Genomic DNA, 17,461 nt, shown 5'->3' on the forward strand with positions numbered 1-17,461 from the left:
TGGGTCAGTTCTGGAATGCTATGCGGAAGAAGTTGTACAGGTGAGCTCTGATGCAGTTGTCACCGTGATAACCGCCGTTTACATAGTGCCATACGTGAGGAACTCCGTTCTTCTCGAAGTTATTGTGATAATTCTTGGGATTGTCGTAAACAGTCTGGTCGTTGCTTCCGCCTGTTATCATCAGGAAGTAAGGCTCGTTGTTGCTGTCCCACTTGAATGAGCCCGTAACTCCGGGAGCGGGGCAGATAGCGCCGATGTAGCCGATCTGATCAGCCATCTTCATTCCGATGAGGAGTGACTCGCGTCCGCCCATGGAGAAGCCTGTTATAGCTGTGTTGTCCTTGCCTGTGAGAACGCTGTAGTTCTTTGCGATCTCGGGCATGAGATCCTTTGTGAGCTGATTGATGAAGTTATCGTAAGCAGCGTTGTTGTTGTTATCCATAGCCGAGCAGGCATCCTGAGTAGCACTCGAATAAACATCGGGGAATACGCAGATCATTTCCTTAGCTGCGCCCTCTGCAATAGCATTGCCGAGCATCTCGCGGGTATGCATCACAGCGTTGCCCTGTGTGAGCATTCTGTCGGGGTTCTCCCAGTAACCATGGAGAATATACATTACAGGGTACTTCTTGTTCGGGTCATAGTTGGGAGGCAGGAGAACATTGTACTTCTTGTTTCTGTTGCAGACACTTGAGAAGTAGGTCTTGTTCTGTATCTCGCCGTAGGTAACGCCGTTCTTAGCCTCATTTGCCGAACTGGGCTCTTTCTCGGCTATATTTCCTGCTACCTTGGCTGTGAAGTCCTTCATTGAGAGATGATTAGCGACAGGCTGAGTAGTTGTCGTTGTTGTTGTTGTGGTGGTTGTAGTAGTTGTTGTTGTAGTTGTTGTAGTTGTTGTAGTCTCAACATAACCCTCGCTGTAACTCTCGGGGAGCTTGTCGATAATGCCTGCGTCGAGCATCTGTATCGACAGTGCATCTCTTGCTGTTACGCCGTCGCCTCTGTTGTAAACATCGGAGTTGTCGAGAGCCTGTGAATCGAGATTATACTTGTCCTTGTTTCCGAGGAACTGGAGAATTGCCGTTGCGTCAGCAATAGTTACCTTGCCGTCAAGATTTGCATCGCCGTAAAGTGTCTTCGTCGAAGGAGCTGCTGTGGTCGTTACTTCAGGCTGTGCAGTTGTAGTTGTTGTTGTAGTTGTTTCAGCGGGCTTAGGTCCGTCTATCTGAGTGCCTGCCTTTGCGACGATAGCCTCGTCGATTGTGAGATTTGCGGTGCCTTCCTCTGTCTCAACGTAGAGGATATATCCCGAGCCATCGGGAAGCTTGTAATTCGTATTTGCAAGCTGTACGTAGTTGCCGTCGGACTGTCCGTTTGCAATGTGGTCGTACTTGGTCTCGCCCGATGCGTCCGTGTACTGGAGCGAGAGCATCATATTGCCCGAGCCGCTCGCTGCTACGCTGAAGCTGTAGGTCTCGCCTGCCTTGAAGGTAAGCGAGTCAAGGGACTTCATCGCACCGTGCCATGCGCTGCCTCTGTCAGATGCTGTCAGAGCTTTGCTGCCTGCATAAGCTGTGCCGCCTGATGTTGAGACAGATGCGCCGCCTCTGCCCTCCCAGTCGTCTGTGCCGTTTTCGAATGTATCGTGGTAGTAGTAGCCGTTAGCGTCGGGAGTGATGGGGTCGCGCTGAACAGGTCCGTCTGTGTCGGCGGGGAGGTTCTTGCCGTCGCTCGCCATGGTCACTACGAACGTGGATACGCTGTTTGCGGGAAGCTGGGCGAAGAAGGACTCGCCGTTTGCCTCCATGCCCTTTGTAGCCGCGATGTTCTCGCTGCCCGATGTCCTGTAGCGGTCAACGTTGGTGATGCTTCTGCCGCTGAGGGTGAACTGCTGCGATACCTCGCCGCTGCCCTTGTTGATAGCGACGATAGTTGCCTGTGTATCGCTGTGCTTGTATGCCGAAACAAGTATGTTGCTGTTGGGCTGCTCGGTGGCGTCGATACGCATATCACCCGGGCGTACCCACTTCGAGAACTGTGCCATTGCATAGCCTCTCTTCGATATCTTGCCTGTGTCCCACATCGGGCTGTACTGACGGCGGATATACCACCAAACGTACGCGTTCATGTTTCCGACAACCATTGCGTTGTGGATGTTCTCCGCAACTGCAACGCCCTCGGGCCAGCGGTCTGCCGAGTTGGCGTCCGAGTTCGGTACGTAGACCTCGGTCATCCATATCTCCTTGCCGCAGTTTTCGAGTGCGGGGAAGTCCATGGCGCTGCGCTGTGTGCCGTAGAAGTGGGTTCCGAACATATCGCAGTTCGCCATAGCCTTCGAGTCGTTCAGGATAGCGTTGTAATAATCCTTGCTGTAGCTGAAGCTCTCGGGCGACATCATCTTGGTGTTGGTGCCTGCTGTTACGGTCTTGCCGTAGTTTGCGAGGAATGAGGCACAGCGTGAGGGTGCCCAGTATGTCCACTCGCCCGACCAGTCAGGCTCGTTCTGTACAGAAATGGAGTTGAGCTCTACTCCCTTGCTGTTGCAGAACTTGATGAAGTCGTTGAGGTGCTTTGCGTAGTTCGCCTCCGCGCCGTTGTTGAGCACGTACTGACCTCCGCGCGGTCCGCCCGAACCGTTGCTTCTCATCGAAGCGGGTGGGTTCCACGGTGTCGCAAAAACTGTGGCTCCGAGCGCCGAAGCCCTTTGTGCAGTCGGGATAGCGTTGTTCCATGCGTTCTGCTGGTCACTTACGAAGATACGGAGTATTGTGAGTCCGAGCTCGTTGGCTCCGTTGCCGAATGCTGTCTGTACCTGCGCTGCGGTCATGTCTCCGGGAGCTCCGTTCTGCGCATTGTAGCTCTGCCACTCGGGGTGGTTCATGCCTCCGAAACCGCGGATTCGCTGGTACAGCTTGTTTGTGTTGATAGTGCAGGCTCCCGCCGCATTTGCGTCGAGCTCCTGTGTGAATGTGCCTGTCGGGAATACCGATGCCGCCGAAAATACCATTGTTCCTGCAAGCATTCCCGCAAGCACAGACTTTATTGCTCTGATCTTGCTCATTTCTGATTCCTCCTTGAATACTTACCTGACTGAGAGCTTTTTACATGATAAAATGTCCGTTTTTCACATGATGTCCGATGCTCTTATTGACTGCATATTAATTGCATTATATATATGATAAGTTCATTATACGTTAACATTCCTTATCGGTAAACCCACAATGTGTAGGAAAGGTGGACAAAAACACTGACTTTTTATGCTTTTATTGCCAAAAAGTATTGACACATTCGCACATTTATCCTATAATAAGTATAGACACATTCATTTATGACGGTTGAGGTGAACAAAACGCTTGCCCGCCATATCGTGTCTGATGGGATGACGTTCCGCAATAGGCGGACAAACGACCGACTGGAGGTCTGAAATGAATAAACCAAAGCGACCGATCATTTGCGTCGTTTCAGCTGAAGCCAACAGCATCGAGCAGAGACAGATACTGTACGGCATCATCGAAAAGGCGCAGGAGTACGGCTACGATACCGCTGTGCTCTCAAACATATACAACCCGAATATAAGTGTAAACTCACTTGAGTGCGAAAATAAGATATACGAGCTCGTGCAGTCCGAACAGATAGCCGCCGTGATACTTATTTCCGAGTCTTTCGTGAACGAGCAGATACGCGAGGCTATCGCCAACTCTATGCTCAAAAAGGACGTGCCCATGATCATTCTCGGCGCGCACCTCGAAGAGTTCACAGACTCGAAGTTCACTTTTATCAATACAAGCGACGAGGACGATACCGAGGCGATAGTCGATCACCTCATTGACAAGCACGGACTGACAGATATCGACTACCTCTCGGGGAACGACTACCTCGAGCTCTCGCGCAAGCGTGCCGAGGGCTACAAGCGCTCGCTCCGCAAGCACGGGATAGAAGTCAGCGAGGAAAAGATCCACTTCGGCGACTTCTGGATGAATTCAGGCGAGGAGCTCGCAAAAAAATACATCAGCGGTCAGCTGCCGCTGCCGCAGGCTGTGGCGTGCGCGAACGACTATATGGCTTACGGTCTGCTCGATGAATTCAGGCGCAATAATGTCCGTGTGCCCGAGGACGTTACCGTCATCGGCTACGAGTACATAAACAAGCGGCTCATGCACTATCCGCTGCTCTCGACCTACCGCCGCAACCGCGCAGACCTCGGCAGACGCGCTGTCGAGATAATCCGCAGCAGGCTCGAGGGACTGGAAGAGCCCGCTTTTACTCCGCCAAAGGGCGAATTCATCTTCGGCGACAGCTGCTCCTGCGGAAATGACCTCAGCACATACTTCGAGGAGCTCGACACAGTAAAAGTCAAGAGCGATTTCGAGGCGTGGAACCTTTTCAGCTCTCTCGACCAGGAGATCACCGAGAGCAAGAACCTCGACGAATTCGTCAGGATACTGGGAAAATTTCACTGGCTGATACGCGACGCGTATAATGTGGTGCTGTGCCTGCAATCCAACTGGTACGACCCCACAGCCGATATCTCCGATATAATGACCTGCCGCGACATTATGCCGTGGCTCGACAATTCACCGTTTGAGGCGCACCGCTTCGACTTCGCGGAGATATTCTCGCGCTGCCAGACACCCGCTGTCTATTACTTCAACCCCATTTTCTTCGGGCAGCGTATGTTCGGTCATATCATTATCCGCTATGACGTACCCGACACCTACGATGATATCTTCCGCAACTGGATCAAATCTGTGTCCATATGCCTCGAATTCCTGCGAATGAAGAACGATATCCGCTACCTCACAAGCTGTCAGAACCTCTCCGAGCAGCGCGATACACTCACGGGTATGTACAACGCCACAGGCCTCGAAAAGTCCTATAATTCGGCTGTTCTGCACGGGAATAAGGAACTCTACTTCATCATGCTCAGGATATGCCTCTCGGAAGAGAGCATCTCCATCGAGAACACCGACGACAGGATAAAAGCTATACTCGACGCTTCGCGTGCGCTGGACGAGTTCTGCGGAAACCACGATATCTGCGGTCGTATCAACGACAATACGCTCATCTGCGTGGTTCAGCGTAATGCTCCGCCCGAGCTGCTCGCGGACTGTGTATCGGCGATACTCCTCCAGCACAAGAAGTATATGGGCTATTACGGCTCGGATTCGTTCGTGTGCGTGTGCGAACAGTGCTCGGGAGTCCCCTACAAGGAAATATACGACAGGTGCTCGGCAGAAGCCGATATAAAGGCAAAGGCGCTCGACGAGAAGCGCATAATCAGCCACTACAGGGAGATGGCGGAGATACGTACCTATGTATACTCCCGCCCGACCGAGACCTTCGACAGCGAAAGCCTCCACAACCTCTTCCCAGGCAGCACGGGGTACCTCAGAAGCGTTTTCAAGCAGTGCTTCGGCATAAGCTTCCACAAGGACTGCATCATCGCCCGTATCGCAAAGGCGAAATATTACCTCGCGACTACAACTCTGAACGTCATCGAGATATCCGAGAAATGCGGCTATCTCGACAGCAAATACTTCCTCAGACAGTTCAGCATGGTCGTCGGAATGACGCCTATACAGTACCGCGTAAGTATCCAGTATTAAAAAAGGCTGCCTAAAGGCAGCCTTTTTCTCGGTAAAATGAAAAGACGCTCTTCACCGACACCCTCTCAAAAGTCAGTGAAGAACGTCTCTCAGCGTCAGCAATGCGCACCCTCTATACGCATTCCCGACTACGGCAGATACAATCCGAAGTATCCATACATCCATCTGCTGTGGCGGGTAGAGTTCAAATCGTGTAAACCGTTTGCATGGCTGAGTTTAGGCGATCAAACATATTATAGGCATTAATGTTTAATAAACAGCCCCGCTTGCCGAATCGTTTGCTGCAACTTGGTGGTGAGAACAAAATACGGCGGAGTTTAAACCGTAAAGCAGATAAAATGTACTTGCCGTTGATCACAGGACACAATAATTTCATATCTTATTGTGCTGTCGGGTGAAGCCCTGTTTTTGGCAGTTTTTCGTTACCGACACTTGTATTATAAAATAATCCCGCAAGATAATCAACCTATAATATTGCTCATTTTTAGGACAAAATTGCGTTTTAATATTGAATGAAAAATATTAATATTCGGTTAATATAAAATATATTATGTCAGAAACATATTCTGTTCATATTCGTGAAATTATACATATTGTGTATTGGTCAAAAGTGTATTCCAATTTGCTTATTTGGCTTGATACAGCTGTTTTCGGCGAGGTCATCCAATGCTCTGCCGCTCGGGTGCTCCAAACTGCACGCTTTATCACTGTACAACAAAACCCTCGCACTTACAAAGGTTATAATTTATAACCATCTGCTGATGTGGAATTTTTTTCATCTTGTGTTCACAAAAATAAAAGCAGGAGCCCGTGAGCTCCTGCAATATTATTCTAAGTCATATGATCCCCTGCGCGGCATCCTCTATCTGCTTCTCGTAGAATGCCTTCAGCCACGGGTGCTCGTACTCCGTAAAGAGCTTCATCGCGCCGTGTGCGTTCTCAACGGCGTTGTCTATGCTCTCCTGATTGCCCGTATGCGAGCAGATGTATATGCCCGTAATGAGTATTTCAAGCAGCTTTGAGTCGTTCCTGCCCTGCGGTTTGTAGCCGAAATTCATCAGGAGCTTGAACGCCTGCATATATTTCTTCGCCGCGCAGTCAACGAGCGCAAGCGCGATATACAGGTCCGCGCGCTGCTTCATGTCCACCTTCTCGGAGTGGTTCTGCATGAAGTTGATGTTCTCGGTGCGGAAATCAACTGCATCTCGCCAGTGCCCCTGCTTGCTCTTGTTTTTGAGAGCCTCTATGCAGTAGCCGAATTTATCATCATTATTCAGCTTCTTATCCTTGAGCATATCGAGGTAGAACTCCGCACTGCCGAAGTCGCGTATCCTGTCAAAGAGCCTTACGGTCTGGAGGATATCCTCAGCGAGCGGCTTCTTGTGTTCGTTCACGAATGCGTCCGCATAATTCTCGGCAAGCTCCCGCGTATAACCGAGCTCGCTGAAATCAGCGTACAGCTCCATATACCTCTTGGTATCGGCATTCCCGCCCGAACGAAGTGCCTTTGCGAACACTCCTTTTTTACGTTCACGTTCCTGTGGTGACAGCATCATCAACACCCCTTTATCTCATGCGGCCCGTGCCAAAGCCGCCGCAGTAATTCTGTCAGGTGCGCCATATCTGTATGCAGGCGCTTCTGTCTTACTCAATAATTTTAGCATAAATCTTAAACTTAGTCAACAATTGTTTATCTATTTCGGGCAAAACTGGAACTTTGCACAAAAAACATCTTTTATTTTTTCCAAATCAATCTTTTTAACTTTATCGGCTTTTAAGCTTATTTAAAGGTTTTATGCTATAATAGTATGCAGGGATGTTATTTTTTAAGGGGGTATATTTATGAAACTCCTCGTTGTTGAGGACGAGATACAGCTCGCAGACGCGCTCAGCGAGATTCTCAAACGCAATATGTACTCCGTGGACACGGTATACGACGGTGTGGAAGGCTTGGATAACGCTCTCACGGGCGTTTATGACTGCATCATCCTCGATATCATGCTCCCCGGAATGAACGGGCTCGAAGTCCTTCAAAACCTCAGAGCCGAAAAGATCAATACGCCCGTGCTCCTCCTGACCGCAAGAAGCGAGATAGACGACAAGATAAACGGGCTCGACTGCGGGGCTGACGACTACCTCACAAAGCCGTTCGTGACAGGTGAGCTCCTCGCGCGTATCCGCGCTCTCACCCGCAGAAAGGGCGAGATACAGGACGACAACCGCCTTGAGTTCAACGGCTTGCTGCTCCATAAGAACACCTGCTCCATAAGCTATGGCGACAATGACGTCAAGCTCAGCCTGAAGGAGTATCAGATCATGGAGCTGCTTATCGCCAACCCCAAGCAGATACTCACAAAAGAACGCATCATCGAGAAAATATGGGGCTACGAGAGCGATGTGGACTACAACAACATCGAAGTCTACATCTCGTTCCTGCGCAAGAAGCTGAACGCGATATCGGCTCACGCACAGATAAAGACCGCCCGCAGTATCGGCTACTCCATCGAGAGCACCGAAAAATAACCACATCACGATTTTTTACGGAGGTGTACGCCTTTGTTCAGAAAGGTACAGCTTAAATTCTTCGGTATCATAACCTCCATTCTCCTCGCCATATTCATCGCCGTGCTCGGCTCTGTCAACATCATCATGGACACTGTCATGGAGAACCAGACGCGGATAGTTCTTGAGCAGGTGGCGGCAGGCGTCGGTTACGACGGAGTATCACAGAAATTCTTCATCGAGCGCCCCGACGACAAGAACTGGCAGCGCTTCGATGACTATCAGCGGGCCGAACCGCCAGCGGATCCCGATATCATGCCGTCAATCCCCACCACCGTGCAGACGGAGGGAACTACGTCAGAGGCGCAGACTTCCGAAGAGATAACGACAACATCAGAAGTTCTGACTGCGGCGGAAACTCTGCCTCCGCAGACGACTGCTCCGACCGAGGCTCATATTGTGGAGCCGCAGACTACGCGCGCTCCTGAAACTCAGCCTACATGGGAAAAAGCAACTCGTGCGACCGCTTACAAGGTCCCCACGACCACCGAGGCTCAGCGCACTCATCCGCCTCATACTCAGCCTCCGCAAACTCAACCGTCTCAGACTCAGCCCCCGCAGACACAGCCTCCGCAAACGCTGCCGCCTCAGACTCAGCCGCCCGAGACTACGGCTCGGCAAGACCATAACGGCGATCAGCCCGTATGGGGACCGTGGGGTCCGTGGGGTCCGTGGACGCCGTGGGGACCTCCCCCGTGGCTCAACGGCGGCGGCGACGGAGATATCAACGACGGCCATAACTACGGCAGCAGCGATGACGATGACGACGATGACCGCTGTCAGGAGAACAAAAACTGCCCGATGCCGCAGGGTGCCGTTTACGGAATGGCAAACACTTCTTTCGCTCCCGTGCTGGACGGATATACTATAATTAATGCAAGCGACTCCGCTGCCACCGTCACAACTGCCGCCGACACGACGACTGCCCCCCCCGTGCCGCGCGAACCGATGAGGCGCAGGGACGACGGCTACGACAACAACGCTGTTCCGCGTTCGCTCGGCTCTATCGACTTCTTTATCATCATGGCTGACGAGGAGGGCAAACTCGCAGGGATCCAGAATAACGACGAAATGTCGGACGCTGTCGCTCAGGAGTACATAAACGAGATACTCAGCAGGAACGTCAGCTCGGGAATGGCGAACAACTATCAGTTCTGCACCGAGAAAAAGGACAACGGCACTCTCATGGTCTTCACAGACAAGAGCGCCGAGATAGATATGATGAACAAGCTCAAGCGCACGACCGTCATCGTCGGGCTCATAAGCATCGTCATACTCTCTGCCGCCGCATACTTCCTCAGCGGTCTCATCGTGCGCCCCATCAAGGTCGCTTTCGATAAGCAGAAGCAGTTCATCTCAGATGCGAGCCATGAGCTGAAAACTCCGCTGACAGTCATCTCCGCGAACGCCGACGTCCTCGAGGGCGAGATAGGCGAGAACAAGTGGCTGACCTACATTCAGGATCAAGCCGACCGTATGAACGTGCTCGTCAACGACCTCCTCAACCTCACAAGGCTGGAGAACAACTCCAACTTCATACCGACCGAATTCGACCTGAGCAAGGCCATCGAAAATACCGCGCTCCCGTTCGAGTGCCGTGCCTTTGAAGCGGGCAAGAACTTCGTCCTGAACATTCAGGAAGGGTTAAGGATAACAGGCAGCGAACAGCACGTCAAGCAGATGGCTGCCATATTTATCGACAACGCTCTCAAATACTCAAAGGAGAACGGCACCGTGCGCGTTACGCTCAAAAACGACGGCGGAAAGATACGCTTCTCGGTGTACAACACGGGAACAGGTCTCAAAGAAGAGGAAAAAGAAAAGATATTCGAGCGCTTCTACCGCAGCGACGCCTCCCGAAACAGGGCTACGGGCGGCTACGGACTCGGTCTCGCTATCGCGAAATCCATCATCGACAAGCATAAGTTCAAGCTCTTCGTCGACAACGCCGAGGGCAAGAGCGTCTGCTTCATCGTCACCATGAACTGAAACAAAACCTCGCTAAATGCACTTTAGCGAGGTTTTTTCATCATTCTGTATCAGGCAGCCTCACAGAGTCTCCTTCCCCGCTCGGCAGCTCGACCTTGCTGAGACTGCGGTTTATCTGTCGGGTACGGGTGCCGATGAGCTTTTCGAGGTCGTCATCTACCTGTCGGATGTGCTTCTGCGTCTTTTCAAGCGCCTCGGAGAAGCTGCCGAACTCCTTCTTGACCGAGCCGAGTATCTCCCACACCTCGTTGCTGCGCTTCTGTATCGCGAGTGTGCGGAAGCCCATTTGCAGCGAATTCAGCATGGCTGCCATGGTCGACGGACCTGTTATGCTCACGCTGTACTCGCGCTGCAAGGTCTCGACGAGCCCGAGGTTGACCGCCTCGGCGTACAGCCCCTCGAACGGCAGGAACATAATGCCGAAATTGGTCGTATACGGCGGTGATACGTACTTTGAGCGGATATCTCCCGCACACTTCTTCATCACGGCAACAAGGTTCTTCTTCGCAGCGTCGATGCGCTCTTTCTCGCCCGAGCCGTACGCCTCCTGCAAAGCGGCATATGTATCGCCCGGGAACTTTGAATCTATGGGCAGGTATATGCTCGAGCCGTCTGCCACTCCCGGGAGCTTCACGGCGAATTCTACGTGCTCGCGGCTGTTGGGGACGGTCGCGACTTCCGTTTCGTAGAGCTCGGGGGCGAGTATCTCCTCAAGTATACTGCCAAGCTGTATCTCGCCCAGTATACCGCGGGTCTTGACATTGGACAGAACTTTTTTAAGGTCGCCGACACCCGACGCTATGCTCTGCATCTCGCCGAGGCTCTCGTATACCTTCTCCAGCCGCTCGCTGACGAGCTTGAACGACTTCTGAAGCTGCGATTCGAGCTTCTCATTGACAGTGTTCTGTATCACATCAAGCTTTTTTTGGTTCTCGTCCTGTATGGAAGTGAGCTGGCGCATCATCGTCAGACGCATACTCTCAAGCCGCTCGTTATTCGCGGATTCAAGCGTCTTGAAGCGGTTCTCGAGGTTAGCGAGCTGGCGGAGCTGCGCCTCGGACGCCTGATTCTGATTGTCCGTGAGGAGGCGGCTGAAAGTCTGCATACCTCCGCTGAGCTCGGCGTTTATCTCGCGGCGCGATGCCGAAAAGCCCTCACGAAGCGTCTTTTCGAGTTTCGCTCCCCTGCCCTTCCCGTCGGCGGCAAACTGCTTCATCAGTACCACTATGAGCAGGACTACTATTATCAGGCACAATATGATAAGTATGATATCAGTCATAGCTTGTATCTCCCTTCAATTTACAATGATTATAGCATAAATGCAAAAAAATAGCAAGCCAACCGCAAGGTTGCCCATACAAGGCAATCACGCAGGGAACGCCGCTCTCGGCGTTCCACATACATATTGTTATACGGCGGGCGAGCGGAACTCGCCCCTACAAAGCGTTTCCGCGGTCGTTTTCGTGAATTTGCGGGCGGCATCCTTCCGCCCTATGGCATTGCCGCGATTTTTTGTGCAATGTGTAACAAATTCAACCAAGAATTTTTACCTTATTCTATATGGCTTTTTCTTACATTTTATGTTATAATATATCTAAGTCGGAAAGGGCTCGCTTTGGTGTGCCCTGCTCCGCAAAGTTTAAAATGGAGGTATATTCCCATGGCACACAAGTATTGCTACCTTTTCTCAGAAGGTAATGCTAACATGAGAGAGCTTCTCGGCGGTAAGGGCGCTAACCTCGCTGAGATGACAAACATCGGTCTCCCCGTTCCCCAGGGCTTCACGATCACTACTGAGGCTTGCACACAGTACTACGAGGACGGCGGTATCTCTGACGAGATCATGGCAGAGATAAACGAGTACATCGTTAAGATGGAAGGTATCACAGGCAAGAAGTTCGGCGATAAGGAGAATCCGCTCCTCGTTTCCGTTCGTTCAGGCGCTCGCGCTTCCATGCCCGGTATGATGGACACTATCCTCAACCTCGGTCTCAACGAGACTGTTGTAAATACAATCGCTGAAAAGTCCAACAACCCCAGATGGGCTTGGGACTGCTACAGAAGATTCATCCAGATGTACTCCGACGTCGTTATGGAAGTCGGCAAGAAGTACTTCGAGGAACTCATCGACGAGATGAAGGCTAAGAAGGGCGTTACTCAGGACGTTGAGCTCAATGCTGACGACCTCAAGGAGCTCGCAGGACAGTTCAAGGCTGAGTACAAGGCTAAGATCGGTACAGACTTCCCCGACGATCCCAAGGAGCAGCTCATCGGCGCTATCAAGGCTGTTTTCCGTTCATGGGACAACCCCCGTGCTAACGTATACAGACGTGACAACGATATCCCGTTCTCTTGGGGTACTGCTGTAAACGTTCAGTCTATGGCTTTCGGTAACATGGGCGACGATTGCGGTACAGGCGTTGCGTTCACTCGTGACCCCGCTACAGGCGAGAAGAAGCTCATGGGCGAGTTCCTTACAAACGCTCAGGGCGAGGACGTTGTTGCAGGCGTTCGTACTCCTATGCCTATCCAGCAGATGGCTGAGACTTTCCCTGAGGCTTTCGCTCAGTTCAAGGAAGTTTGCCAGACTCTCGAAAATCACTACCACGATATGCAGGATATGGAGTTCACTGTTGAGAACAAGAAGCTCTATATGCTCCAGACAAGAAACGGTAAGAGAACTGCTCAGGCTGCTCTCAAGATCGCTTGCGACCTCGTTGATGAGGGCATGAAGACTGAGGCTGAGGCTGTTGCAATGATCGACCCCAGAAACCTCGATACTCTTCTCCACCCCCAGTTCGATACCAAGGCTCTCAAGGCTGCTACTCCTATCGGCAAGGGTCTCGGCGCTTCACCCGGTGCTGCTTGCGGTAAGGTAGTATTCACTGCTGATGACGCTGTTGAGTGGGCTGCTAAGGGCGAGAAGGTAGTTCTCGTTCGTCTCGAGACTTCTCCCGAGGATATCACAGGTATGAAGGCTGCTCAGGGTATCCTGACCGTTCGCGGCGGTATGACTTCTCACGCTGCTGTTGTTGCCCGTGGTATGGGTGAGTGCTGCGTTTCCGGATGCGGCGACATCAAGATGGATGAGGCTAACAAGAAGTTCGAGCTCGGCGGCAAGACCTTCAAGGAAGGCGACGCTATCTCTATCGACGGTACTACAGGTAATATCTATGATGGTATCATCCCCACTGTTGACGCTCAGATCGCAGGTGAGTTCGGTCGCATCATGGCTTGGGCTGACAAGTACAGAACTCTCAAGGTAAGAACAAACGCTGATACTCCTGCTGACGCTAAGAAGGCTCGTGAGCTCGGCGCTGAGGGCATCGGTCTCTGCCGTACAGAGCATATGTTCTTCGAGGCTGACAGAATCGCTGCTTTCCGTGAGATGATCTGCTCAGATACAGTTGAAGGAAGAGAAGCTGCTCTCGCTAAGATCGAGCCTATGCAGCAGGGCGATTTCGAGGCTCTCTATGAGGCTCTCGAGGGCAACCCTGTTACAATCAGATTCCTGGATCCTCCTCTCCACGAGTTCGTTCCTACAGAGGAAGCTGACATCGAGGCTCTCGCTAAGGCACAGGGCAAGTCAGTTCAGGACATCAAGAACATCATCGCTTCTCTCCACGAGTTCAACCCCATGATGGGTCACAGAGGATGCCGTCTTGCTGTAACATATCCTGAGATCGCTAAGATGCAGACAAAGGCTGTTATCAAGGCTGCTATCAACGTTAAGAAGAATCACCCCGACTGGAACGTTAAGCCCGAGATCATGATCCCGCTCGTTGGCGACGTTAAGGAACTCAAGTACGTTAAGAAGGTCGTTGTTGAGACTGCTGACGCTGTTATCGCTGAGGCTGGCGCTGACCTCCAGTATGAGGTTGGTACTATGATCGAGATCCCGAGAGCTGCTCTTACTGCTGACGAGATCGCTAAGAACGCTGACTTCTTCTGCTTCGGTACTAACGACCTCACTCAGATGACTTACGGCTTCTCTCGTGACGACGCCGGCAAGTTCCTCGGCGCTTACTACGATAAGAAGATCTTCGAGAACGATCCCTTCGCTAAGCTCGATCAGGCCGGCGTAGGCAAGCTCATGGAAATGGCTATCAAGCTCGGTAAGCCTGCGAATCCCAAGCTCCACTGCGGTATCTGTGGCGAGCACGGCGGCGATCCTACTTCTGTTGAGTTCTGCCACAAGATCGGTCTTGACTACGTTTCTTGCTCACCTTTCCGCGTTCCGATCGCTCGTCTGGCTGCTGCTCAGGCTGCAATCAACGAAAAGAAGTAATTCACGACTATATCAAAATCGGCGATTTTACGCTGAATCTGGACGATGCTAAAGAATACCTTTACGCAAAGTCTACGAAGCGTAGGATACTAAGCTGGCGTGATATTCACGTTAATGTGTTTATCTGAATAAACAAATAGAGCTCTCACAGTTTCGGCTGTGAGAGCTTTTTTATTATAGTATTTCTTCTCCGCTGTGCAAAGCAATGAGCTTATCTACCATTATCTCTTTCATCAGTTCAAATGCAGGGATACCCGTGCAATGACCGCTGTAAAAAACGGTATCGAGCTGCGAAAGCTCCTCTGCTGTCTGAATGATGACCGCTTTTTCTTTTTCGGTATGCTTGCCGTCCTTCTTCATCATGTGAAAGCCGGTAACAACATAGTCGGGAGCGTTTCCGAATATCTCCCTGTACTTATCGAGGATATTGAGTACACCGTTATGCGAACAGCCAGAAAGCAGCCAGCGTTTGCCGTTCTGTGTAACGACAAGGCATTGTTCATGTGCGAAATCATCGGGGACTTGTATGCCGTTTTCCATACGGGACAGCTTTCTGTTTCCCTGTGGATAGCACCGTCTGCCTGTAATACCGCTGAACAGGAACAGCTCGTCATCAAGTTCCATATCGCCGTCTATGAGCTGAATATTCGGCAGTTTGAGTATATCCGTATCAATGCCGATGTAGCGATCGCCATTGAAGTGGGGCTCGGCAGCCGACTTCTGCATGATTATCTGTGCGGTATGGTTTATCTGCGAGAATGGCAGAATACCTCCCGAGTGGTCGTAGTGACCATGGCTGAGTATCACAGTATCAACAGCAGACAGGTCAATGCCGAGAACTTCGGCGTTCTTCACGATTGCGTCCGTCTGTCCCGTGTCAAGCAGGAGTTTATGTTTTTCTGTTTCGATATAGATGCTGAGTCCATGCTCTGCGATACAGTTTTCAGTACCGCAGGTATTCTCTACAAGGGTTACAATTCTCATCAGTGATTACCGCAGCTATGACTGCCGCAGCCATGATCTCCGCAGGAATGACCTTCGCCGTGTTCATGGTGATGATCGCAGGTAGGGTTCTCGTTCTGAACAAGTGTCTGTGCCAGGAAAGCGCGTACCGCTTCGTCAGCACTTCCCATATTACCGCCGTAAAGAGCAATGCCTGCCTCCTGCATAGCCATCTGTGCGCCTCCGCCGATACCTCCGCAGATAAGAACGTCAGCCTGTGCGTTTTTCAAGAACCCTGCAAGAGCGCCATGTCCTGCACCCATTGTTCCGACTACCTGCTCGTTTATTATCTTGCCGTCGGCAACATCGTACAGCTTGAACTGCTCTGTTCTGCCGAAGTGCTGAAAGATCTGTCCGTTTTCATAAGTTACTGCAATTCTCATAATTGTGCTTCCTTTCTGAGTTATCTCCTCTGAGATAGTGTTGTCAAGAGTATAATTTCCGCCTGAAATTACGATGCGTCTGCCCTCGACCAAAGCCTGAGCAAGTTTTTTTCTTGCGATGTCATATATCGCTGTGACGGTCGTTCTCGCCACGTTCATCTCCTGAGCACACTGTTCCTGCGTCTTTGACTGATAATCTATCAGACGTATCGTTTCAAACTCATCAAGCGACATAACGACCGTATCGTTTGCTGTATCCTGATCGGGCGCAAAGCTCCAGTAATCGGGATAACAGCAGATACGGCGTGATTTTTGTGGTCTTGGCATAACAGCATCTCCTTTCTGACTTATGTCGATTATAACATATTTATTGACTTATGTCAAGTATATTCTTGGCATTTTCGGATATTGACTGATATTACTTCATTTGGTATAATTTTCTGTAGGAGTGATATTGTGAATAAGAATCTTGAATTGTTCCTGACCTTTATGAAGATCGGGACTTTTACTTTCGGTGGCGGTTATGCAATGATCCCGCTGATCCAGAAGGAAGTATGCGAAAACAAAAAATGGCTGAATGAAAAAGAAATATCTGATATTGTTGCAATTTCAGAGTCAACACCAGGGCCTATCGCTATCAATGCCGCAACGTTTGTAGGATATAAGACATCGGGATTTCTCGGAGCGTGTATGGCTACGCTGGGAGTTGTTCTGCCGTCTTTCCTTATAATTTCGCTTATCTCCATGATATTGACGCAGTTTCAAAGCATCAGAGCAGTCCGTTATGCTTTTATGGGTATCCGTGCAGCCGTACTTGCACTGATACTGAAGGCACTGTGGATGATGTTTAATCAGGTGAAGAAGAAAAAGAAACCTTTTTCCTATGCGATCATGGGACTTTCTCTTGTACTGACTGCTTTTCTGAAAATTGATGCCGTCTTTGTCATTATCGGCTGCGGCTTGTTTGGTTTGATTTGGTCGCTTTTGAACAGGAAGGAGCAAAGCAATGGTACTGATTAAACTGTTTCTTGCCTTTCTGAAAATAGGTGCGTTCACATTCGGCGGCGGATATGCAATGATCGCTATGATACAGGCGGAAGCAGAACGTCACGGCTGGCTGACGCAGGAGGAGCTTGTGGATTTCGTTGCTCTTAGCGAAAGCACGCCCGGCCCCCTTGCAGTCAATATGGCGACCTTTGTAGGTATCAGAACAGGCGGCGTTTTAGGGGCGATAATAGCTACCCTCGGTATAGTTTTGCCGTCCTTTATCATCATACTTATCATCGCAAAGTGCTTTGAAAAATACAAGAAAAGCAAAGCGGTGGGCGGTATCATGTCGGGATTAAAGCCTGCGGTGGTAGGAATGATAGGTGCAGCCTTTATATCTGTTGCAAGAACGGTATTCTTCCCGGCAGGTTTGAGCGTATCTGTTTTTTCTTCTGCGAGCTTCTGGGTATTTCTCGGATTATTTGCCGTTACTGCCGTGCTTGCGTTCAAAAAGGTACACCCGATCAATGTCATTCTGCTGTCTGCGGTGATAGGGGTAGGTGCAGGATATGGACTGGGATTATAATAGAATTTAGAAAAACATATTGACATTTTTCTATGCGTATGATATAATATAGAAAATC

At 50.7% G+C, this 17,461-nt stretch carries 11 protein-coding genes; 6 read left to right on the forward strand and 5 right to left on the reverse strand.

Translation table 11 applies throughout. The features are described 5' to 3' along the window. Positions 1-4: 4 nt before the first annotated feature. Positions 5-3,061, reverse strand: coding sequence for a carbohydrate binding domain-containing protein (locus BMX22_RS15820; RefSeq protein WP_318259681.1), 3,057 nt, complete (start codon positions 3,059-3,061; stop codon positions 5-7). 364 nt (positions 3,062-3,425) lie between these two features. Here BMX22_RS15820 and BMX22_RS05030 point away from each other — a divergent pair, with 364 nt between their 5' ends. Next, positions 3,426-5,606 carry a substrate-binding domain-containing protein gene (locus BMX22_RS05030; protein ID WP_074741227.1) on the forward strand — a complete coding sequence of 727 codons (2,181 nt, stop codon included), beginning with the start codon at positions 3,426-3,428 and terminating at the stop codon, positions 5,604-5,606. 836 nt (positions 5,607-6,442) lie between these two features. On the opposite strand, the gene BMX22_RS05035 is transcribed toward BMX22_RS05030, so the two are convergent. Then, positions 6,443-7,162, reverse strand: coding sequence for a hypothetical protein (locus BMX22_RS05035; RefSeq protein WP_143055473.1), 720 nt, complete (start codon positions 7,160-7,162; stop codon positions 6,443-6,445). Between the two features lie 286 nt (positions 7,163-7,448). On the opposite strand from BMX22_RS05035, the gene BMX22_RS05040 reads away from it, so the two are divergent. After that, complete coding sequence (locus BMX22_RS05040; RefSeq protein ID WP_074741230.1) at positions 7,449-8,129, forward strand: response regulator transcription factor; 681 nt, start codon at positions 7,449-7,451, stop codon at positions 8,127-8,129. 33 nt (positions 8,130-8,162) lie between these two features. After that, positions 8,163-10,157 carry an ATP-binding protein gene (locus BMX22_RS05045; RefSeq protein WP_074741232.1) on the forward strand — a complete coding sequence of 665 codons (1,995 nt, stop codon included), beginning with the start codon at positions 8,163-8,165 and terminating at the stop codon, positions 10,155-10,157. Positions 10,158-10,197: 40 nt separating this feature from the next. On the opposite strand, the gene BMX22_RS05050 is transcribed toward BMX22_RS05045, so the two are convergent. After that, positions 10,198-11,436, reverse strand: a complete 1,239-nt coding sequence (locus BMX22_RS05050) for a DNA recombination protein RmuC (protein WP_074741234.1) — start codon at positions 11,434-11,436, stop codon at positions 10,198-10,200. 381 nt (positions 11,437-11,817) lie between these two features. On the opposite strand from BMX22_RS05050, the gene ppdK reads away from it, so the two are divergent. Next, positions 11,818-14,445 (forward strand): pyruvate, phosphate dikinase, encoded by a 2,628-nt coding sequence (gene ppdK / locus BMX22_RS05055; RefSeq protein ID WP_074741236.1) that lies wholly within the window; start codon positions 11,818-11,820, stop codon positions 14,443-14,445. Positions 14,446-14,619: 174 nt separating this feature from the next. Here the strand turns inward: ppdK and BMX22_RS05060 are convergent, their stop codons facing one another. Together BMX22_RS05060 and BMX22_RS05065 are read right to left on the reverse strand one after the other, a co-directional pair. Further along, complete coding sequence (locus BMX22_RS05060; protein WP_074741238.1) at positions 14,620-15,429, reverse strand: MBL fold metallo-hydrolase; 810 nt, start codon at positions 15,427-15,429, stop codon at positions 14,620-14,622. Then, positions 15,429-16,157, reverse strand: coding sequence for a DUF134 domain-containing protein (locus BMX22_RS05065; RefSeq protein WP_074741241.1), 729 nt, complete (start codon positions 16,155-16,157; stop codon positions 15,429-15,431). The genes BMX22_RS05060 and BMX22_RS05065 overlap by 1 nt, the downstream gene beginning before the upstream one ends. 129 nt (positions 16,158-16,286) lie before the next feature. Here BMX22_RS05065 and BMX22_RS05070 point away from each other — a divergent pair, with 129 nt between their 5' ends. Both BMX22_RS05070 and BMX22_RS05075 read left to right on the forward strand, forming a co-directional pair. Then, a complete protein-coding gene (locus tag BMX22_RS05070; protein WP_074741243.1) occupies positions 16,287-16,850 on the forward strand; it encodes a chromate transporter in 564 nt (187 codons plus the stop codon). Next, the gene (locus BMX22_RS05075; RefSeq protein WP_074741245.1) at positions 16,837-17,403 is read left to right on the forward strand and encodes a chromate transporter; all 567 of its coding nucleotides are present in this window, start codon (positions 16,837-16,839) and stop codon (positions 17,401-17,403) included. Before BMX22_RS05070 ends, BMX22_RS05075 begins: the two co-directional genes overlap by 14 nt. The last annotated feature ends 58 nt before the right edge of the window (positions 17,404-17,461 follow it).

It is taken from the genome of Ruminococcus sp. YRD2003 (assembly GCA_900109435.1).
Classification (GTDB): domain Bacteria; phylum Bacillota; class Clostridia; order Oscillospirales; family Ruminococcaceae; genus Ruminococcus; species Ruminococcus flavefaciens_G.